The sequence below is a fragment of the Pseudomonas sp. NPDC099000 genome (assembly GCF_044759925.1).
Lineage (GTDB): Bacteria > Pseudomonadota > Gammaproteobacteria > Pseudomonadales > Pseudomonadaceae > Aquipseudomonas.
Map to the genome: position 1 here is coordinate 90,555 of NZ_JBIWAF010000012.1, position 18,463 is coordinate 109,017.

At 60.1% G+C, this 18,463-nt stretch carries 20 protein-coding genes; 17 read left to right on the plus strand and 3 right to left on the minus strand.

Translation table 11 applies throughout. The features are described 5' to 3' along the window. Positions 1-115 precede the first annotated feature (115 nt). From hslV to ACIQV9_RS16315, 7 genes are all read left to right on the plus strand, one after another. A complete protein-coding gene (hslV, locus tag ACIQV9_RS16285; protein ID WP_007899242.1) occupies positions 116-646 on the plus strand; it encodes an ATP-dependent protease subunit HslV in 531 nt (176 codons plus the stop codon). Between the two features lie 55 nt (positions 647-701). Continuing rightward, positions 702-2,039 (plus strand): ATP-dependent protease ATPase subunit HslU, encoded by a 1,338-nt coding sequence (gene hslU, locus ACIQV9_RS16290; RefSeq protein ID WP_403103271.1) that lies wholly within the window; start codon positions 702-704, stop codon positions 2,037-2,039. Between the two features lie 128 nt (positions 2,040-2,167). Further along, the gene (locus ACIQV9_RS16295) at positions 2,168-2,545 is read left to right on the plus strand and encodes a gamma-butyrobetaine hydroxylase-like domain-containing protein (protein WP_102593627.1); all 378 of its coding nucleotides are present in this window, start codon (positions 2,168-2,170) and stop codon (positions 2,543-2,545) included. A 258-nt stretch (positions 2,546-2,803) separates the two neighbouring features. Next, positions 2,804-4,483: a class II poly(R)-hydroxyalkanoic acid synthase gene (phaC, locus tag ACIQV9_RS16300; protein WP_403103275.1), complete on the plus strand. Its 1,680-nt coding sequence runs from the start codon at positions 2,804-2,806 to the stop codon at positions 4,481-4,483. A 149-nt stretch (positions 4,484-4,632) separates the two neighbouring features. After that, on the plus strand, positions 4,633-5,487 hold the full coding sequence (phaZ, locus tag ACIQV9_RS16305) for a poly(3-hydroxyalkanoate) depolymerase (RefSeq protein ID WP_403103278.1): 855 nt from the start codon (positions 4,633-4,635) through the stop codon (positions 5,485-5,487). A 130-nt stretch (positions 5,488-5,617) separates the two neighbouring features. Beyond that, positions 5,618-7,300 carry a class II poly(R)-hydroxyalkanoic acid synthase gene (gene phaC, locus ACIQV9_RS16310; protein WP_403103280.1) on the plus strand — a complete coding sequence of 561 codons (1,683 nt, stop codon included), beginning with the start codon at positions 5,618-5,620 and terminating at the stop codon, positions 7,298-7,300. Positions 7,301-7,359: 59 nt separating this feature from the next. Continuing rightward, positions 7,360-7,980: a TetR/AcrR family transcriptional regulator gene (locus tag ACIQV9_RS16315; RefSeq protein ID WP_403103283.1), complete on the plus strand. Its 621-nt coding sequence runs from the start codon at positions 7,360-7,362 to the stop codon at positions 7,978-7,980. A 214-nt stretch (positions 7,981-8,194) separates the two neighbouring features. On the opposite strand, the gene ACIQV9_RS16320 is transcribed toward ACIQV9_RS16315, so the two are convergent. From ACIQV9_RS16320 to ACIQV9_RS16330, 3 genes are all read right to left on the minus strand, one after another. Beyond that, on the minus strand, positions 8,195-9,025 hold the full coding sequence (locus tag ACIQV9_RS16320; RefSeq protein ID WP_403103285.1) for a phasin family protein: 831 nt from the start codon (positions 9,023-9,025) through the stop codon (positions 8,195-8,197). A 10-nt stretch (positions 9,026-9,035) separates the two neighbouring features. Then, a complete protein-coding gene (locus tag ACIQV9_RS16325) occupies positions 9,036-9,458 on the minus strand; it encodes a phasin family protein (RefSeq protein ID WP_403103288.1) in 423 nt (140 codons plus the stop codon). Between the two features lie 243 nt (positions 9,459-9,701). Beyond that, positions 9,702-9,977, minus strand: coding sequence for a polyhydroxyalkanoic acid system family protein (locus ACIQV9_RS16330; RefSeq protein WP_403103291.1), 276 nt, complete (start codon positions 9,975-9,977; stop codon positions 9,702-9,704). Between the two features lie 155 nt (positions 9,978-10,132). Here ACIQV9_RS16330 and ubiE point away from each other — a divergent pair, with 155 nt between their 5' ends. From ubiE to ACIQV9_RS16380, 10 genes are all read left to right on the plus strand, one after another. Beyond that, a complete protein-coding gene (gene ubiE, locus ACIQV9_RS16335; protein WP_007948968.1) occupies positions 10,133-10,903 on the plus strand; it encodes a bifunctional demethylmenaquinone methyltransferase/2-methoxy-6-polyprenyl-1,4-benzoquinol methylase UbiE in 771 nt (256 codons plus the stop codon). Then, a complete protein-coding gene (locus tag ACIQV9_RS16340; RefSeq protein WP_403103292.1) occupies positions 10,903-11,526 on the plus strand; it encodes an SCP2 domain-containing protein in 624 nt (207 codons plus the stop codon). Before ubiE ends, ACIQV9_RS16340 begins: the two co-directional genes overlap by 1 nt. Beyond that, on the plus strand, positions 11,523-13,127 hold the full coding sequence (ubiB, locus tag ACIQV9_RS16345; RefSeq protein ID WP_403103294.1) for a ubiquinone biosynthesis regulatory protein kinase UbiB: 1,605 nt from the start codon (positions 11,523-11,525) through the stop codon (positions 13,125-13,127). Before ACIQV9_RS16340 ends, ubiB begins: the two co-directional genes overlap by 4 nt. An 81-nt stretch (positions 13,128-13,208) precedes the next feature. After that, the gene (gene hisI, locus ACIQV9_RS16350; RefSeq protein WP_403103296.1) at positions 13,209-13,610 is read left to right on the plus strand and encodes a phosphoribosyl-AMP cyclohydrolase; all 402 of its coding nucleotides are present in this window, start codon (positions 13,209-13,211) and stop codon (positions 13,608-13,610) included. After that, the gene (locus tag ACIQV9_RS16355) at positions 13,603-13,935 is read left to right on the plus strand and encodes a phosphoribosyl-ATP diphosphatase (protein WP_008047820.1); all 333 of its coding nucleotides are present in this window, start codon (positions 13,603-13,605) and stop codon (positions 13,933-13,935) included. Before hisI ends, ACIQV9_RS16355 begins: the two co-directional genes overlap by 8 nt. Before the next feature lie 25 nt (positions 13,936-13,960). After that, complete coding sequence (locus ACIQV9_RS16360; protein ID WP_403103299.1) at positions 13,961-14,239, plus strand: twin-arginine translocase TatA/TatE family subunit; 279 nt, start codon at positions 13,961-13,963, stop codon at positions 14,237-14,239. 10 nt (positions 14,240-14,249) lie between these two features. After that, positions 14,250-14,699 carry a Sec-independent protein translocase protein TatB gene (gene tatB / locus ACIQV9_RS16365; RefSeq protein ID WP_403103302.1) on the plus strand — a complete coding sequence of 150 codons (450 nt, stop codon included), beginning with the start codon at positions 14,250-14,252 and terminating at the stop codon, positions 14,697-14,699. Next, positions 14,696-15,490, plus strand: coding sequence for a twin-arginine translocase subunit TatC (tatC, locus tag ACIQV9_RS16370; RefSeq protein WP_403103305.1), 795 nt, complete (start codon positions 14,696-14,698; stop codon positions 15,488-15,490). Before tatB ends, tatC begins: the two co-directional genes overlap by 4 nt. Further along, a complete protein-coding gene (locus tag ACIQV9_RS16375; protein WP_403103307.1) occupies positions 15,487-16,194 on the plus strand; it encodes a 16S rRNA (uracil(1498)-N(3))-methyltransferase in 708 nt (235 codons plus the stop codon). Before tatC ends, ACIQV9_RS16375 begins: the two co-directional genes overlap by 4 nt. 238 nt (positions 16,195-16,432) lie before the next feature. After that, positions 16,433-18,349 (plus strand): methyl-accepting chemotaxis protein, encoded by a 1,917-nt coding sequence (locus ACIQV9_RS16380; protein ID WP_403103309.1) that lies wholly within the window; start codon positions 16,433-16,435, stop codon positions 18,347-18,349. Positions 18,350-18,463 lie beyond the last annotated feature (114 nt).

The following is an 18,463-nucleotide window of genomic DNA, read 5'->3' on the forward strand; positions in this document are numbered from 1 at the left end:
CTTTCCCCGCGTAACACCGCTCGTCCCCTCTCCCGCCCCGCAGTTGAAAAACGCATCACCACCCCCATATGAGTTGGCATAAGGCATTTTCGCCCCGCTGCGTGGAGACTCTCACTTGACCACCATCGTTTCAGTTCGCCGCCACGGCAAAGTCGTCATGGGCGGCGACGGCCAGGTTTCTCTCGGTAATACCGTGATGAAAGGCAACGCGAAGAAAGTTCGTCGCCTGTACCACGGTCAGGTAATCGCCGGTTTTGCCGGGGCCACCGCTGACGCCTTCACCCTCTTCGAGCGTTTTGAAGGCCAGCTTGAGAAACATCAGGGTCACCTGGTTCGTGCCGCCGTCGAACTCGCCAAAGAATGGCGCACTGACCGCTCCCTCAGCCGCCTCGAAGCCATGCTCGCGGTCGCGAACAAAGACGCTTCCCTGATCATCACCGGCAACGGCGACGTGGTCGAACCCGAAGAAGGCCTGATCGCCATGGGTTCCGGTGGCGGTTACGCCCAGGCCGCCGCCAGCGCGCTGCTGAAGAAAACCGATCTGTCGGCCCGGGAAATCGTCGAAACCGCACTCGGCATCGCCGGCGACATCTGTGTATTCACCAACCACACCTTCACCATTGAGGAGCAGGACCTCGCCGAGTAAGCCTGTTCCGGCCTTTGCGCCACGGCTCACTTTTGCTTGAGGACCGCCAATTACTATGTCCATGACTCCCCGTGAAATCGTCCACGAACTCAATCGCCACATCATCGGCCAGGACGATGCCAAGCGCGCCGTCGCCATTGCACTGCGTAACCGCTGGCGCCGGATGCAGCTGCCCGAAGAGCTGCGCGTTGAAGTCACCCCCAAGAACATCCTGATGATCGGCCCGACCGGTGTCGGTAAAACCGAAATCGCCCGTCGCCTGGCCAAACTCGCCAACGCGCCGTTCATCAAAGTCGAAGCCACCAAGTTCACCGAAGTCGGCTACGTCGGTCGCGACGTCGAATCGATCATTCGTGATCTGGCTGACGCGGCGATCAAGCTGCTGCGCGAGCAGGAAATGACCAAGGTTCGCCACCGCGCCGAAGACGCCGCCGAAGAGCGCATCCTCGACGCCCTGTTGCCGCCGGCGCGCATGGGCTTCAACAGTGATGACGCCCCATCGGCCGACTCCAACACTCGTCAGCTGTTCCGCAAGCGCCTGCGCGAAGGTCAGCTGGATGACAAGGAGATCGAAATCGAAGTCGCCGAAATGGCCGGCGTCGACATCTCCGCGCCACCGGGCATGGAGGAAATGACCAACCAGTTGCAGAGCCTGTTTGCCAACATGGGCAAGGGCAAAAAGAAAAACCGCAAGATCAAGGTCAAGGAAGCACTGAAACTGGTGCGTGACGAAGAAGCCAGCCGCCTGGTCAACGATGAAGAGTTGAAGGCCAAAGCGCTGGAAGCGGTCGAGCAGCACGGCATCGTGTTCATCGATGAAATCGACAAGGTCGCCAAGCGCGGTAACTCCGGCGGCGTCGACGTGTCCCGTGAGGGCGTGCAGCGCGACTTGCTGCCGCTGATCGAAGGCTGCACCGTCAACACCAAGCTGGGCATGGTCAAGACCGACCACATCCTGTTCATCGCTTCCGGTGCATTCCACCTGAGCAAGCCAAGCGACCTGGTGCCGGAGCTGCAAGGTCGTCTGCCGATTCGTGTCGAGCTGAAGGCGCTGACGCCGGAAGACTTCGAGCGCATCCTCAGCGAGCCGCACGCGTCGCTCACCGAGCAATATTGCGCCCTGCTGAAAACCGAAGGCCTGGTCATCGAGTTCCAGCCGGACGGCATCAAGCGTATCGCCGAGATCGCCTGGCAGGTCAACGAGAAGACCGAGAACATCGGTGCCCGTCGCCTGCACACTTTGCTTGAGCGTCTGCTTGAAGAGGTGTCGTTCAGCGCCGGCGACCTGGCCAGCGCCCATGACGACAAGGTGATCCTGATCGACGCCGAGTACGTCAACAGCCACCTCGGCGAATTGGCGCAGAACGAAGACCTGTCCCGTTATATCCTGTAAGCCAAACTTGTAGGAGCGAAGCTCGCTCGCGAAATCGGTCATTCACTCAACATACATGTCGACTGACCTGACGCTTTCGCGAGCAAGCTTCGCTCCTACAGGGTTCCATCCATAACGGAACTCAGGTCATGACCCAACTCCCCACCGATATCAAACTGCACAAAGCCTCGAAAACCCTGTCGCTGAAATACGCGTCAGGCGAGGAATATCACCTGCCCGCCGAGTTCCTTCGCGTGCACTCTCCTTCCGCCGAGGTCCAGGGCCACGGCAAACCTATCCTGCAATTTGGCAAGATCGGCGTAGGCCTGACCAAGGTAGAACCGGCCGGTCAGTACGCACTGAAATTGACCTTCGACGACGGCCACGACAGCGGCCTGTTCACCTGGGAATATCTGTACCAGCTGGGCGTGCGTCAGGAGGACCTTTGGAACGATTATCTTGCCGAACTCAAAGCCGCCGGAAAAACCCGCGATCCGAACGAATCCATCGTCAAGCTGATGCTCTAGGTCAGCCCTCTTGCTCTTTAGAGGGCATTTTCTAATTCCATCTGTTTGAATGCTCCGCTCCTGGGTCAATGATTGGCCCGCTTGCGAAAAAAATTAAACTCGGGTAACCAATGGAACTGGCAAGTTCCCTGCAGTGCTCTCTGCCGTAAAAAGCAGTGATGCAGAATTAACGGTCACCCGAGCAGAAGTACCTGGCATTGGCTGTGTGATGACACGGCTGGACCCAGGTACTCGTCTCAGGACAATGGAGCGTCGTAGATGAGTAACAAGAATAACGATGACTTGAAGTATCAAGCCTCGGAAAACACCTTGGGGCTGAATCCTGTCGTTGGGCTGCGTGGAAAGGATCTACTGGCGTCTGCTCGAATGGTGCTCAGGCAGGCCATCAAACAACCGATTCACAGTGCCAGGCATGTCGCCCATTTCGGCCTTGAACTGAAAAACGTGCTGTTCGGCAAATCCGAGCTTCAACCGACGAGCGATGACCGTCGCTTCCACGATCCGGCCTGGAGCCAGAACCCGCTCTACAAACGTTATCTGCAAACTTACCTGGCGTGGCGCAAGGAACTCCACGACTGGATTGACGACAGCAATCTGCCACCCAAAGACGTCAGTCGCGGGCATTTCGTGATCAACCTCATGACCGAAGCCATGGCCCCGACCAACAGTGCGGCCAACCCGGCAGCGGTCAAACGCTTCTTCGAAACCGGCGGCAAAAGCCTGCTCGACGGCCTCTCGCACTTGGCCAAGGATCTGGTGCACAACGGCGGCATGCCGAGCCAGGTCAACATGGGCGCGTTCGAAGTCGGCAAGAGCCTGGGCGTGACCGAAGGCGCAGTGGTTTTCCGCAACGACGTGCTGGAGCTGATCCAGTACCGGCCGACCACCGAGCAGGTGCACGAGCGCCCATTGCTGGTGGTGCCGCCGCAGATCAACAAGTTCTATGTATTTGACCTGAGCCCGGACAAGAGTCTGGCGCGGTTCTGCCTGCGCAATCACGTACAGACGTTCATCGTCAGCTGGCGCAATCCGACCAAGGAGCAGCGCGAGTGGGGTCTGTCGACCTACATCGAGGCGCTCAAGGAAGCGGTCGACGTAGTCACCGCGATCACCGGCAGCAAAGACATCAACATGCTCGGCGCCTGCTCCGGCGGCATCACCTGCACTGCGCTGCTGGGCCACTACGCCGCGATCGGCGAGAAGAAGGTCAACGCCCTCACCCTGCTGGTCAGCGTGCTGGATACGACCCTGGACAGCGACGTGGCCCTGTTTGTCGACGAGCAGACCCTCGAAGCCGCCAAGCGCCATTCCTATCAGGCCGGCGTGCTGGAAGGCCGCGACATGGCGAAAGTCTTCGCCTGGATGCGCCCCAACGATTTGATCTGGAACTACTGGGTCAACAATTACCTGCTCGGTAACGAGCCGCCGGTGTTCGACATTCTGTTCTGGAACAACGACACCACCCGGTTGCCCGCCGCGTTCCATGGCGACCTGATCGAGATGTTCAAAAGTAACCCACTGATCCGCGCCGACGCACTGGAAGTGTGCGGCACGCCGATCGATCTGAAGCAGGTCACGGCCGACATCTTTTCCCTGGCCGGCACCAACGACCACATCACCCCGTGGAAGTCCTGTTACAAGTCGGCGCAGTTGTTTGGCGGCAAGGTTGAGTTCGTGCTGTCCAGCAGCGGGCATATCCAGAGCATCCTGAACCCGCCGGGCAACCCGAAATCACGCTACATGACCAGCGTGGAGATGCCGGTCAAAGCCGAAGACTGGCAAGAAAATTCCACCAAGCACACTGACTCCTGGTGGCTGCACTGGCAGGCCTGGCAGGCCGAGCGTTCGGGCAAGCTGAAAAAATCCCCAGCGAGCCTGGGCAACAAGGCTCACCCGGCAGGCGAGGCGGCGCCAGGCACTTACGTACACGAGCGGTAACCGACACACCCCGCGCCCTCTGTAGGAGCGAAGCTTGCTCGCGAAAGCGGTCTTTCATTCAACATGGATGTCGACTGACTAGACGCCTTCGCGAGCAAGCTTCGCTCCTACAGGGGATCGGGGATGAATTAACCCACAGGGCCTGAAGCATGCCGCAACCGTTCATATTCCGTACCGTCGACCTGGATGGCCAGACCCTCCGCACGGCGGTACGCCCCGGCAAGCCTCACTTGACGCCCTTGCTGATTTTCAACGGCATCGGCGCCAACCTGGAGCTGGTGTTTCCGTTTGTCGCGGCGCTGGACCCGGACCTGGAAGTCATCGCCTTCGACGTCCCCGGTGTCGGCGGTTCGTCGACGCCCAACCGGCCGTATCGCTTTCCGGGCCTGGCCAAACTCACGGCACGGATGCTCGACTATCTCGACTATGGGCAAGTCAACGTGATCGGCGTGTCCTGGGGTGGCGCTCTCGCCCAGCAGTTTGCGTACAGCTATCCCGAGCGCTGCAAGAAACTGGTACTCGCTGCCACGGCGGCCGGTGCGGTGATGGTGCCGGGCAAGCCGAAAGTGCTGTGGATGATGGCCAGCCCGCGGCGCTACATCCAGCCGTCTCACGTGATCCGCATTGCGCCGATGATCTACGGCGGCTCGTTCCGTCGCGATCCGACCCTGGCCGCCAGCCATGCCGCCAAGGTTCGCTCGGCGGGCAAGCTCGGTTACTACTGGCAGCTGTTCGCCGGGCTTGGCTGGACCAGCATTCACTGGCTGCACAAGATCAACCAGCCGACCCTGGTGCTGGCCGGCGACGACGATCCACTGATCCCCCTGATCAACATGCGCGTGCTGGCCTGGAGGATCCCCAATGCCCAGTTGCACATCATCGATGACGGGCACCTGTTCCTGATTACCCGCGCCGAAGCCGTGGCGCCGATCATCATGAAATTCCTCGAGGAGGAACGTCAGCGCGCCGTGATGCATCCGCATCCGGCGCCATTGGGCGGTTAACCGGCCCCGGCTTTTGTTAACGAAAAGGGGTCGGCAGGACGCCGCACCGCGCAACAACCCGTAACAGCGTCTATGGTGTTCTGGTTCGATGTGTTTGTATTTGGCCTGAAAGACGAAGGAGTGTTGACACATGCGCGACAAACCAGCGAGGGACTTTTTGCCCACTCCCGCCGCGTTCATCAACGCACAGAGTGCGATCACCGGCCTACGTGGCCGGGATCTGCTGTCGACCCTGCGCAGCGTGGCCGCCCATGGCCTGCGCAATCCGGTACACAGTGCCCGCCACGCCTTGAAACTGGGCGGCCAACTGGGTCGCGTACTGTTGGGGGAAACCCTGCACCCGACCAACCCGCAGGACAATCGCTTCGCCGACCCGGCGTGGAGCCTCAACCCGTTTTATCGCCGCAGCTTGCAGGCCTACCTGAGCTGGCAGAAACAGGTCAAAAGCTGGATTGACGAAAGCAACATGACCCCGGACGATCGCGCTCGCGCCCACTTCGCGTTCGCCTTGCTCAACGACGCCGTGGCGCCGTCCAACACCCTGCTCAATCCGCTGGCGATCAAGGAAATCTTCAATTCCGGCGGCAACAGCCTGGTGCGTGGCATCAGCCATCTGGTCGACGACTTCCTGCACAACGACGGCCTGCCCAGGCAAGTCACCAAGCAAGCGTTCGAGGTTGGTAAAACAGTCGCCACCACCACGGGCTCCGTGGTGTTTCGCAACGAGCTGCTGGAGCTGATCCAGTACAAGCCGATGAGCGAAAAGCAGTATTCCAAACCACTGCTGGTGGTGCCGCCGCAGATCAACAAGTACTACATTTTCGACCTGAGCCCACACAACAGCTTCGTCCAGTTCGCCCTGAAAAACGGCCTGCAGACCTTCATGATCAGCTGGCGCAATCCGGATGTGCGTCATCGCGAATGGGGGCTGTCGACGTATGTTGAAGCCGTGGAAGAAGCGATGAATGTCTGCCGTGCGATCACGGGCGCTCGCGAAGTGAACTTGATGGGCGCTTGCGCTGGCGGGCTGACCATCGCCGCGTTGCAAGGCCACTTGCAGGCCAAGCGACAACTGCGGCGGGTGTCCAGCGCGACGTACCTGGTGAGCCTGCTCGACAGTCAGATGGACAGCCCCGCCACCTTGTTTGCCGACGAGCAGACCCTGGAAGCGGCCAAGCGTCACTCCTATCAGAAAGGTGTACTGGACGGGCGCGACATGGCCAAGGTCTTTGCCTGGATGCGTCCCAACGATTTGATCTGGAGTTACTTCGTCAATAACTACCTGCTGGGCAAGGAGCCTCCAGCGTTCGACATCCTCTACTGGAACAACGACAACACCCGGTTGCCGGCAGCCCTCCATGGTGACCTGCTGGACTTTTTCAAACACAACCCACTGAGCCATCCGGGCGGCCTTGAAGTGTGCGGCACGCCGATCGACTTGCAGAAAGTCACCGTCGACAGCTTCAGCGTGGCCGGCATCAACGACCACATCACGCCGTGGGACGCGGTGTATCGCTCGACGCTGCTGCTGGGTGGTGAGCGACGCTTCGTGCTGTCCAACAGCGGGCATGTGCAGAGCATTCTCAACCCGCCGTCCAATCCGAAGGCCAACTTCGTCGAAAGCACGAAACTGAGCAGCGACCCACGGGCCTGGTATTACGACGCCAAGCAAGTCGATGGCAGTTGGTGGACCCAATGGCTGGGCTGGATCCAGGAACGCTCGGGGACGCAAAAAGAAACCCACATGGCCCTCGGCAACCAGAACTATCCACCGATGGAGGCGGCACCCGGTACTTACGTGCGTGTGCGCTGACTGACAACGAACCACGGCACACGCCTGCCGTGGCATGACTCGACCATTAAGAAGACTGGATGAAAACCCGCGACCGGATCCTCGAATGTGCCCTGCAATTGTTCAATCAGAAGGGTGAACCGAACGTTTCCACCATGGAAGTTGCCAACGAAATGGGCATCAGCCCGGGCAACCTCTACTACCACTTCCACGGCAAGGAACCGTTGATTCTCGGCTTGTTCGAGCGTTTCCAGGCCGAGCTTGCGCCACTGCTTGATCCTCCGGCCGATGTGGAACTGGCACCGGAGGATTACTGGCTGTTCCTGCACCTGATCGTCGAGCGACTGGCCCATTACCGGTTTCTGTTCCAGGACCTGTCGAACCTGGCCGGGCGCCTGCCGAAACTGGCCAAGGGGATACGCAACCTGCTCAATGCGTTGAAGCGCACGCTGGCTTCATTGCTGGCGCGATTGAAGGCGCAAGGGCAGTTAGTCAGTGACACTCAAGCGCTGGGCCAGTTGGTGGAGCAGATCACCATGACGCTGCTGTTCTCGCTGGACTATCAGCGGATTCTTGATCGCGAGGGTGAAGTCAGGTTGGTGGTGTATCAGATCATGATGCTGGTGGCGTCGCATTTGCTGCCGCCGATCAAGGTCGCGACTGAGCAGTTGGCACTGCAATACCTCGAAGAACACGAGTGACAGTGCGACTGGATAAACACATTTCACTGTAGGAGCGAGCCTGCTCGCGATGGCGTCGGGTCAGTCAATATCAATGTTGCATGACACACCGTAATCGTCGGAACGCCGCCCGGAGCAGGCTCACTCCTACATTGGATCTGCGGTGTTCATGGAACCGTGCACAAACAAAAACGCCCGACCTTTGCAGGCCGGGCGTTTTCTTGAGCCCTGAAAATCAGGACTGACTGGTTGGCGTCGATGGAGATGGCGCGACAGTCGGGGTTACAGCAGGGGTCGGCGCTGCAGCGGAGTTCGCTGAAGTGGCCGGGGCTGCCGGTTTGGCGGCAGCCACTGCTGGTTTTGGCGCGGCAGCTTTAGGCGCGGCCGGTTTTTTCACTGCGGGCTTCTTCGCTGCGGCAGGTTTTGCCGCTGGCTTGGCTGCCGGTTTGGCGGCGGATTTGACCGCTGCCTTGGCTGCTGCAGGTTTGGCGGCGGCAGTTTTAGCAACAGACTTGGCGGCGGACGCGACTTTCGACGCGGCTTTGGCGACCGGTTTAGCGGCGGCCTTGGCCAGTGGCTTGGCTGCGCTTTTGGTTGCTGGTTTAGCTGCCGCAGGTTTGGCCGCTGCGGTTTTCGCCGCAACAGGCGCGACCTTGGCACCGGTCAGGCGCTCGATCTGCTTAGTCAGGGTATCGACCTTGCTGTGCAGCGCTTTTACTTCATTGCGGCTCGGTACACCCAGGCGCGAAATGGCGCTGTTCAGGCGCTTGTCAAAAGCCCCTTCCAGCTCATCCCACTTGCCCAGTGCACGATCTTTCACGCCGCTGATGCGCGACTTGGCCGACGAAGCGGAATCCTTGACGTCATCGACTTTTTTGCCGACAGCGCTCTTGGTGAGCTTCTCGGCTTTCTCGCCGTCTTTGACCAATGTATCGAAGAGCTTGCTGCCGTCAGTGTCGATCTTCGAGTACACGCCTAAACCAGCCAGCCAGATTTTGCGGGAGTAGTCTTCGACTTTCCCGATCCACGAGCTGCCTTCTTTTTCGGTGTTCTTTTTACCAGCCATCCCGTTCTCCTTAAGATTTACGCGCGACGCGTTCGAGCAATGCCGTCAGCTCATCGAGCTTAGCAGAGAGTGTCTCAACGTCATGTTTAGACGGAATGCCGATACGATTCAAGGCACTTGCGACACGCGAGTCAAAAGCCTTCTCGACCTTGTCGAGTTGAAGTTCGACCTTGGCTTTGAAAGTGCTCACTTCACTCTTGGCTTCGTCGATCTCTGAGTTAGCCGCTTCAAGTTTCTCGGCAACTACTTTTTTGCCTTTGGTTTCAACAGTTTGACCAGCCTTGACCAACTCTTGAAAGTACTCGCTACCCTCTTGGCCAACCTTGGTGTAGGCCCCCAGGCCTGCCAGCCAGATCTTGCGGGCATAGGATTTGACGTCGCTCAGAGCAGTCGTCGAAGCGTCGATTTTTTTCTTCAAAATAACTTTGGCCATGGTGCACCTCACGCGCAGAAGGTTTGAGGAACTGCCCGCGAAAGTGTCGGGCTCAGGCACAAAGTAGGGAGAAAAATTAGAAACGGCACCCTAACAACTGACATAAACCTTTGGCTTCACACAAAACAAATGTAGGAGTGAGCCTGCTCGCGATAGCGGTCTATCAGTCGAAATCAATGTTGACTGACAGACCGCTATCGCGAGCAGGCTCACTCCTACAGGGGAAGGGATCTCAATCCGGAATCAGACCAACGCTTTATCGAGGGCCTTTTCTATTTCCGCTTTGATCATGCCGCTCATGGCCGACATCATCAGACCCAGTTCGACATCAACCTTGATCGAATCCTCGCTCACATGCACCACGCCTTTAACGCCTGAGCGTTTGAGGTTCAGGGTGTCGCCGGACCACTGCGGCTCCAGGCCATATTGATCGGACAGTTTCTGCGCCAACTGGTCGGCCTTCTCGCGGGCCGCTTCCTTGCCCAGGCCGTGGGCACGTTCAACACTAATACGGGCCATCAAATGACTCCTGCTTTATGAATGCTTTCCTGAAGCATCTTGACCGCTACTGCGGCAAAACGTCCCGGTGGTTGCCTATCTTACCTTCAGCCTTGCCAAGACAAAGCAGGCCACCGGGATTAGAATGTCCCGCATTCTCTTTTGGTGACAGCGATATGACTGATCAGCGCAAAGGCAGCGATGCCGAACCCACCACTCACTTCGGCTTCAAAAACGTTCCGGAAAGCCAGAAAGCGGAAAAAGTCGCTGAGGTTTTTCACTCGGTGGCCGCCAAGTACGACTTGATGAACGACCTCCTGTCGGGCGGCATGCACCGTCTGTGGAAGCGTTTTGCGATCGAGCTATCGGGTGTTCGCACCGGTAACCGCGTGCTGGACATCGCCGGCGGCACAGGCGACCTGACCAAAAAATTCTCGCACCTCGTTGGCCCGACCGGCCAGGTGGTGCTGGCCGACATCAACGAATCCATGCTCAAGGTCGGTCGTGACCGCCTGCTGGATCTGGGTGTAGCCGGCAATGTCGAGTTCGTTCAGGCCGACGCTGAAAAGCTGCCGTTCCCGGACAACCATTTCGACTGCGTGACCATCGCTTTCGGCCTGCGCAATGTCACGCACAAAGAAGACGCCCTGCGCTCGATGCTGCGCGTGCTGAAGCCAGGCGGCCGTTTGTTGGTGCTGGAGTTCTCCAAGCCGACCAATGCGCTGATGTCCAAAGCCTACGACGCCTACTCGTTCGCCTTCATGCCGCTGATGGGCAAGCTGATCACCAACGACTCGGAAAGCTATCGCTACCTGGCCGAATCGATCCGCATGCACCCGAATCAGGAAACCCTGAAGTCGATGATGGTCGAGGCCGGTTTCGACCGCGTGACCTACCACAACATGACCGCAGGCATCGTCGCCCTGCACCGCGGCATCAAACCCTGATGTTGCTGGCCGGCCTGCTCGCCAGCGTTGAACTCGGTCTGAACCGGGTGCTGCGTCTCGACAGCACGGCGCTGCCGCGGCTGGCGCATTTGAGCGGCAGGGTGATTGCCGTCGACTGCCGCAGCCCGGCGCTGCAACTGTTCATCCTGCCCAGTGACGAAGGCTTGATGCTCGCCTCCCACTGGGAAACCGGTGCTGACTGCACGTTGCGTGCACCGGCTTCAAGCCTGTTGAAACTGGCGATGAGCAAGGACAAGACCTCGGTCCTGCATGGCCCTGAAGTCGAGCTCGATGGTGACAGCGGCGTGCTGCTGGAACTGGCGGCGATCCTTCAGGACCTTGAGCTGGACTGGGAGTACGAACTCTCGCGCTGGCTGGGACCTGTCGCCACGCAACTGCTCGGCGGCCACCTACGCAGCCGCGCACGCTTTTATCAGCAAGGGTTCGCCAGCCTGAATCAGAATCTGGGCGAATACCTGGCCGAAGAATCGCGCACCCTCGTCGGTCAGCGCGAAGCCGAAGCCCGTTTCAGTGAACTGGACCAGATCAAACTCGATCTGGAACGTCTCGAGGCGCGTTTCGAGCGCCTTTCCCGATCCCTCGACCCAAGCGATAACGCATGAAGCTGCTTGCCGTCCGCCGTCTGTTGCGCATCCAGCGCGTTGTGATTCGCTACCGCCTCGATGACCTGCTGTTCGCCCTCCCATTGCCCTGGTTCCTCCTGGCGCTGCGCTATGCGTTGCCGTGGCGCTGGTTCCCGCGCAAGACGCTGGACCTCAGCCGTGGTGCACGATTGCGCCTGGCGTTGCAGGACCTTGGGCCGATTTTCATCAAGTTCGGGCAGATCCTTTCAACACGCCGCGACCTGCTGCCCGAAGACATTGCCGATGAGCTGATGAAGCTGCAGGACCGCGTGCCGCCGTTCGACTCGCAAGTGTCGGTCAATCTGATCGAAGAGCAGCTCGGCAAGAAAATCAGTGAAGTGTTCAGCCGTTTCGACGTCGAACCGCTGGCCTCGGCCTCGGTGGCGCAGGTGCATGCCGCGCAACTGAAGACCGGCGAAGAAGTGGTGGTCAAGGTGATCCGCCCGGGCCTGAAACCGATCATCGCCCAGGACCTGGCATGGCTGTTCATCCTCGCCCGCGCCGCCGAAAAGCTCTCGGCCGACGCACGCCTGCTGCACCCGGTGGATGTGGTTCTGGACTACGAAAAAACCATCTACGACGAACTCGACCTGCTGCGCGAGGCGGCCAATGCCAGCCAGTTGAAGCGCAACTTTGACGGCTCGCCGCTGCTGTATGTGCCGCAAGTCTATTGGGACTGGTGCCGACCAAAAGTGCTGGTGATGGAGCGCATCTACGGGATTCAGGTGACCGATCTGGCGACCCTGGCCGACCAGCGCACCGACATGAAAATGCTCGCCGAACGCGGTGTGGAAATCTTCTTCACCCAGGTGTTCCGCGACAGCTTTTTTCACGCCGACATGCACCCCGGCAACATCTTCGTCAGCACCGTGAACCCGTGGAGTCCGCAGTATATTGCGATCGACTGCGGCATCGTCGGCAGCCTGACCCCGGAAGACCAGGATTACCTGGCGCGTAACCTGTTCGCGTTCTTCAAGCGCGATTACCGGCGGGTGGCGCAATTGCACATCGATTCGGGCTGGGTACCGGCGGAAACCAAACTCAACGAATTCGAGGCGGCGATCCGCACCGTGTGCGAGCCGATTTTCGAAAAACCGTTAAAGGATATTTCCTTCGGTCAGGTGCTGATGCGCCTGTTCCAGACCGCTCGACGCTTCAACATGGAAGTGCAGCCGCAACTCGTGTTGCTGCAAAAAACCTTGCTGAACATCGAAGGCCTCGGCCGTCAGTTGTACCCGGACCTCGATTTGTGGAACACCGCGCAGCCGTTCCTCGAACGCTGGATGCGTGAGCGCGTCAGCCCCAAAGCCTTGATCGGCAACGTGCAGAGCCAGTTCGAACAGCTCCCGCATTTGGCCAACATGGCCCGCGACCTGCTCGAACGCATGTCCCAGCCCCACGCCTATGACCCGCCACCACCGTGGCACCGGCGCCGGGACGACTGGCTCCTGCGACTGCTCGGCACTGCGCACCTGGCTGGCGGTGCCGTACTCGCGGCGGGTGGGCCGTTGAACGAACTGGGTCACTGGCCGGCTGGAATCATGATGGCGGTCGGTTTGTATCTGGTCGTTCGCCGATAGCCAGCGCCTTCGCACGCTGGCACACTGTTTGAACGCTTGGGTTCTGCTCATGAAGTGTGGAACCCGCTGTCGGAGTCGAAGATGAAAAACTGGCTGGACGAGATCAAGTGGGACGCAGACGGCCTGGTGCCGGCGATTGCCCAGGATCACAAGACCGGGCGCGTCCTGATGATGGCCTGGATGAACCGCGAATCACTGGAACTGAGCGCTGCCGAAAACCGTGCCATTTACTGGTCACGTTCCCGTGGCAAGCTGTGGCGCAAGGGCGAAGAGTCCGGCCACGTGCAAACCCTGCATGAGATGCGCCTGGACTGTGACGCCGACGTGATCATCCTGATGGTCGAGCAGATCGGCGACATCGCCTGCCATACCGGCCGCCAGAGCTGCTTCTACCGCGTCTTCGAGAACGGCGACTGGAAAACCGTCGACCCGATCCTGAAAGACCCGCACGCCATCTATTCCGCAGGACACACCCATGAGTGACACTCTGACCCGTCTGGCCGAGGTACTGGAAGAGCGCAAAGGCGCCGCCGCCGATAGCTCGTATGTCGCCAGCCTGTATCACAAGGGCCTGAACAAGATTCTGGAAAAAGTCGGCGAAGAGTCGGTCGAAACCATCATTGCCGCCAAGGATGCCGCCATCAGCGGTGACTGCAGCGATGTGATCTACGAGACCGCCGATTTGTGGTTCCACAGCATGGTCATGCTCGCCCAACTGGGGCAGCATCCACAGGCTGTACTCGATGAACTGGACCGTCGTTTCGGTCTGTCCGGACACGCCGAGAAAGCCTCGCGCCCGTCCGCCTGAACAACTATTAGAGAGGAGCAGCAACATGGGCATTTTTGACTGGAAACACTGGATCGTCATCCTGGTTGTTGTCGTGCTGGTGTTCGGCACCAAGAAACTGAAAAACCTCGGCACTGACGTGGGCGAGTCGATCAAGGGCTTCAAAAAAGCCATGAACGATGAAGACAAGCCGGTTGACCCGACGGCGACCCCGGCCCAACCGGTTCCACCGGTTCAGCCACAGACCACTCAGTCCGTGAACCAGCCGCACACCATCGACGTGCAGGCGCAAAAAGTCGAAGAGCCGATCCGCAAAGACGTGTGAGCACTGACTAATGTTTGGTATCAGCTTCTCTGAACTGCTGCTCGTCGGCCTCGTCGCCCTGCTGGTGCTGGGTCCCGAGCGTCTGCCGGGCGCTGCGCGCACCGCCGGCCTGTGGGTCGGCCGTCTGAAGCGCAGCTTCAACGCGATCAAACAGGAAGTTGAACGTGAAATCGGTGCCGACGAGATTCGTCGGCAACTGCACAACGAGCACATTCTGTCGCTGGAGCAGGAGGCGCGGAAGATTTTCACGCCGACTCAGCAAGAAGCCACACCGGTTCAGCCGGTTGCACCGGTGGCGGAGCAGACGATTCATGCGCCCGCCGCCGAGCCAGCAACTGTTGTCGCGGCTGTAGAACCTGCGCCCGTTGTTGCAACGCCATCGGTTGAACCTGCCACGCCTGCGGCTGCGCCTGTTGCGCCGGCCCCTCATGACCCAACACTGCCGCCGCGAGCCCCATGAGCGATCTTCCTGAAAACGACCAGCACATGCCGCTGGTTTCGCACCTCACCGAGTTGCGTACCCGCCTGCTGCGTTGCGTAGCGGCGACCTTCATCATCTTCGCCGGGCTGTTCGCCTTCACCCAGCAGATCTACACCTTCGTCTCCACGCCGTTGCGCCAGTACCTGCCGGTGGGCGCGACGATGATTGCCACCGATGTGTCATCGCCATTCCTGACGCCGCTGAAGCTGACCATGATGGTTTCGCTGTTCCTGGCGATCCCGGTGATCCTGCATCAGATCTGGGGCTTCATCGCGCCGGGCCTGTACAAGCATGAGAAGCGCATCGCCGTGCCGTTGCTGGTGTCCAGCATCATGCTGTTCTACGCCGGCATGGCGTTCGCCTATTACCTGGTGTTCCCGCTGATCTTCAAATTCTTCGCCGCCGCCACCCCGGCCGGTGTGGAAATGATGACCGACATCAGCAGCTACCTCGACTTCGTCATGACCCTGTTCTTTGCCTTCGGCGTGGCGTTCGAGATCCCCGTGGCCGTGGTGCTGCTGGTGTGGATCGGCGTGGTCGATGTCAAATACCTGAAGAAAATCCGCCCCTACGTGATCATCGGCTGCTTCGTGGTCGGCATGATCCTGACACCACCGGACATCTTCTCGCAGACGCTGTTGGCTATACCGATGTGGCTGCTGTTCGAGATCGGCATCCTGTTCGGCGGCCTGATCAGCAAGCGCGGCGAGCATCCGGACGACCAGCCGGCCGACGATCACAACGACCAGCCGCCAGCGACCCAGCCGTGAACCTGCTGCTCCTCGAAGAGGCCGATTTCATTGCGGCCGACCGGGTGATCCTGCGTGATCGCCGGTTGACGCACATGCAGGAAGTTCATCGTTGCGAAGTCGGTGACAGCATGCGCGTCGGGCGTATCGGCGGCCTGATGGGTGCGGCCGAAGTGCTGCGCCTGGACACCGATGAAGCCGAACTGCGCGTCACCCTTGACCAGCCGCCACCGGCCAAGCTGCCACTGACACTGGTGCTGGCCCTGCCACGGCCGAAAATGCTGCGCAGGGTGTTTCAGACCGTGGCCGCCATGGGTGTGCCACGAATCATCCTGGTGAACAGCTATCGCGTCGAGAAGAGCTTCTGGCAAACGCCGTTTCTGGAGCCAGAGGCGATTCGTGAGCAACTGATCCTTGGCCTGGAACAGGCGCGAGACAGCGTGTTGCCGGAAATCGTCATCGAGAAACGCTTCAAGCCGTTTGTCGAAGATCGGCTGCCGGCCATTTCCCAAGGCACCCTCGGCCTGGTGGGTCACCCGGGCAATTACCCGCCCTGCCCCCGTGGCCTGGACGAACCGGTGACCCTGGCCATCGGCCCCGAAGGCGGCTGGATTCCTTACGAAATCGACCTGCTGGCCAAGTCCGGCCTGCAACCGGTACAACTCGGCGAGCGCATCCTGCGCGTCGAAACCGCCGTCACCGCCCTGCTCGCCCGGCTCTTCTAAGGTCATTCACGGTCCCCTGTGGCGAGGGGGCTTGCCCCCGTTTGGGCGCGCAGCGGCCACCGCTTTTTTCCTGCAAAACCGTATCTGCCTGATTTGCGACTGCTTCGCAGCCGAACGGGGGCAAGCCCCCTCGCCACAGGATTTACTCGACCCGAATACCGCGCTGCGCCTTCAGATTCCCGGCTACCTGCCGATATAGCCCCCATAAAACCAATGAGTGGTCCGAGGGAGTAGCAGCATGTACCGTTGGCTAGCCGAGAATCTGGGAAATGTAAGCGTCAATCGCAAACTGGGGATCGGCTTCGGCTTGGTGCTGCTGCTCACGTTGCTGATCACCTTCACCGGCTGGACCGGCCTGACGGGCGTGATGAGCCGAGGTGACAAGCTCGGCTTCATCGCCAGCCTCAATGACTTGACCAAAGACCTGCGCCTGGCCCGCATGGATTACGACATGCGCCGCGGCGAACAAGGTCCGGCCGCCGTCAACGACCTGCTGAGCAAACTCGACGCCGGTTTGCAAACCGCCCGTAAATTGATCGAACAACCGACCGACGTGGCCATGATCGACCAGCAACTGGCCGCCGCCAGTGAGTACAAGCAAGCCTTCACCGCCATGACTCAGGCCGGTGCCAACCGCGAAGACGCCCGCAGCAAACTGGGCGCGACTGCTGACAACGCAGTGGCCCGTGTCGCCGAAGTCGAAAAATCCATGCTGCAAGGCGACAGCGTCGCCGACTTCAACAGCGTGATCGACTTGAGCAAGCTGATTCAGCAGGCCCGCTTCCAGGTTCGCGGCTACACCTACAGCGGCAAGACCGAGGCCGAGCAGCCTGCGCTGGACGCCATCGACAACGCCCTGAAGAACCTCGAAAGCCTGCCATCGAAACTGCCGGAACAGCACATCGCCAACCTGCAACAGGCCACCGATTCGCTCAAGGCCTATCGCGCCGCCGTCAGCCAGTTCCGCGACTCTCAGGTTGCCAGCGCTGCCGCGCTCAAACGCATGGCCGTGCAAGGCGACATCCTGCTCGACGTCAGCAAAAAACTCACCGTGTCGCAAACCATCGTCCGAGACACTGACGCCGCGCATGCCAAAAACCTGTTGCTGATGGCCACTGTTCTGGCCCTGGCGTTTGGCTTGCTGGCGGCATGGGCGATCACTCGCCAGATCGTGATTCCGCTGAACCAGACCCTCAAAGTCGCCGAGCGCGTGGCGGCCGGCGACCTGACGCAAAACCTCGTTTCCGAGCGTCGCGACGAATTGGGCCAGCTCCAGCGCGCCATGCAGAGCATGACTCTGGGCTTGCGCGAACTGATCGGCGGCATTAGCGATGGCGTTACGCAAATCGCCAGCGCCGCCGAAGAGTTGTCGGCGGTGACCGAGCAGACCAGCGCCGGGGTCAACAGCCAGAAGGTCGAGACCGATCAGGTGGCCACGGCAATGAACGAGATGACCGCCACCGTGCAGGAAGTCGCGCGCAACGCCGAAGAAGCCTCCGAAGCCGCCGTCGCCGCCGATCAGCAGGCCCGCGAAGGCGACAAAGTGGTTGGCGAAGCCATCGCCCAGATTGAGCGCCTGGCCCTCGAAGTCGGCAATTCCACAGCGGCCATGGGTGATCTGAAACGCGAGAGCGACAAGATCGGCAGCGTACTCGATGTGATCAAATCCGTGGCCCAGCAAACGAACCTGCTGGCGCTCAACGCCGCCATCGAGGCCGCACGTGCCGGTGAAGCCGGACGCGGTTTTGCGGTGGTCGCCGATGAAGTCCGCAGCCTGGCCCAGCGCACCCAGAAGTCCACCGAGGAAATCGAAGAGCTGATCGTCGGCCTGCAAACCGGCACCCAGCAAGTGGCAACCATCATGGACAACAGCCGCAGCCTGACCGACAGCAGCGTCGAACTGACCCGCCGCGCCGGTAGCTCACTGGAAAGCATCACCCGCACCGTGTCGGCGATTCAGTCGATGAACCAGCAGATCGCTGCGGCGGCCGAGCAGCAAACCGCAGTGGCCGAGGAGATCAACCGGAGCGTGCTGAACGTGCGCGACGTGTCCGAGCAGACCTCGGCAGCCAGTGAAGAGACCGCGGCCTCCAGCGTTGAGCTGGCGCGGTTGGGGACGCATCTGCAGATGCTGGTGGGGCGGTTCAAGGTTTGAGGTGATTTGCATGCCTCGGTCCGCTTGGGACCGAGGTGATGCCATCGCGGGCAAGCCCGCTCCCACAGGGATCAGCGGTGTAACGCAAATAGCATGTACACCGAAAAACACTGT

What these genes read in the sequence shown, in the direction of transcription:
- ACIQV9_RS16355 (WP_008047820.1), top strand. Translation starts at nt 13,603, where the DNA reads ATGAGTGACACTCTGACCCGTCTGGCCGAGGTACTGGAAGAGCGCAAA.
- ACIQV9_RS16340 (WP_403103292.1), top strand. Translation starts at nt 10,903, where the DNA reads ATGTTGCTGGCCGGCCTGCTCGCCAGCGTTGAACTCGGTCTGAACCGG.
- ACIQV9_RS16380 (WP_403103309.1), top strand. Translation starts at nt 16,433, where the DNA reads ATGTACCGTTGGCTAGCCGAGAATCTGGGAAATGTAAGCGTCAATCGC.
- ACIQV9_RS16320 (WP_403103285.1), bottom strand. Translation starts at nt 9,025, where the DNA reads ATGGCTGGTAAAAAGAACACCGAAAAAGAAGGCAGCTCGTGGATCGGG.
- hisI (WP_403103296.1), top strand. Translation starts at nt 13,209, where the DNA reads ATGAAAAACTGGCTGGACGAGATCAAGTGGGACGCAGACGGCCTGGTG.
- ACIQV9_RS16325 (WP_403103288.1), bottom strand. Translation starts at nt 9,458, where the DNA reads ATGGCCAAAGTTATTTTGAAGAAAAAAATCGACGCTTCGACGACTGCT.
- ubiB (WP_403103294.1), top strand. Translation starts at nt 11,523, where the DNA reads ATGAAGCTGCTTGCCGTCCGCCGTCTGTTGCGCATCCAGCGCGTTGTG.
- phaZ (WP_403103278.1), top strand. Translation starts at nt 4,633, where the DNA reads ATGCCGCAACCGTTCATATTCCGTACCGTCGACCTGGATGGCCAGACC.
- tatB (WP_403103302.1), top strand. Translation starts at nt 14,250, where the DNA reads ATGTTTGGTATCAGCTTCTCTGAACTGCTGCTCGTCGGCCTCGTCGCC.
- ACIQV9_RS16295 (WP_102593627.1), top strand. Translation starts at nt 2,168, where the DNA reads ATGACCCAACTCCCCACCGATATCAAACTGCACAAAGCCTCGAAAACC.
- phaC (WP_403103280.1), top strand. Translation starts at nt 5,618, where the DNA reads ATGCGCGACAAACCAGCGAGGGACTTTTTGCCCACTCCCGCCGCGTTC.
- ubiE (WP_007948968.1), top strand. Translation starts at nt 10,133, where the DNA reads ATGACTGATCAGCGCAAAGGCAGCGATGCCGAACCCACCACTCACTTC.
- ACIQV9_RS16360 (WP_403103299.1), top strand. Translation starts at nt 13,961, where the DNA reads ATGGGCATTTTTGACTGGAAACACTGGATCGTCATCCTGGTTGTTGTC.
- phaC (WP_403103275.1), top strand. Translation starts at nt 2,804, where the DNA reads ATGAGTAACAAGAATAACGATGACTTGAAGTATCAAGCCTCGGAAAAC.
- ACIQV9_RS16315 (WP_403103283.1), top strand. Translation starts at nt 7,360, where the DNA reads ATGAAAACCCGCGACCGGATCCTCGAATGTGCCCTGCAATTGTTCAAT.
- tatC (WP_403103305.1), top strand. Translation starts at nt 14,696, where the DNA reads ATGAGCGATCTTCCTGAAAACGACCAGCACATGCCGCTGGTTTCGCAC.
- ACIQV9_RS16330 (WP_403103291.1), bottom strand. Translation starts at nt 9,977, where the DNA reads ATGGCCCGTATTAGTGTTGAACGTGCCCACGGCCTGGGCAAGGAAGCG.
- hslU (WP_403103271.1), top strand. Translation starts at nt 702, where the DNA reads ATGTCCATGACTCCCCGTGAAATCGTCCACGAACTCAATCGCCACATC.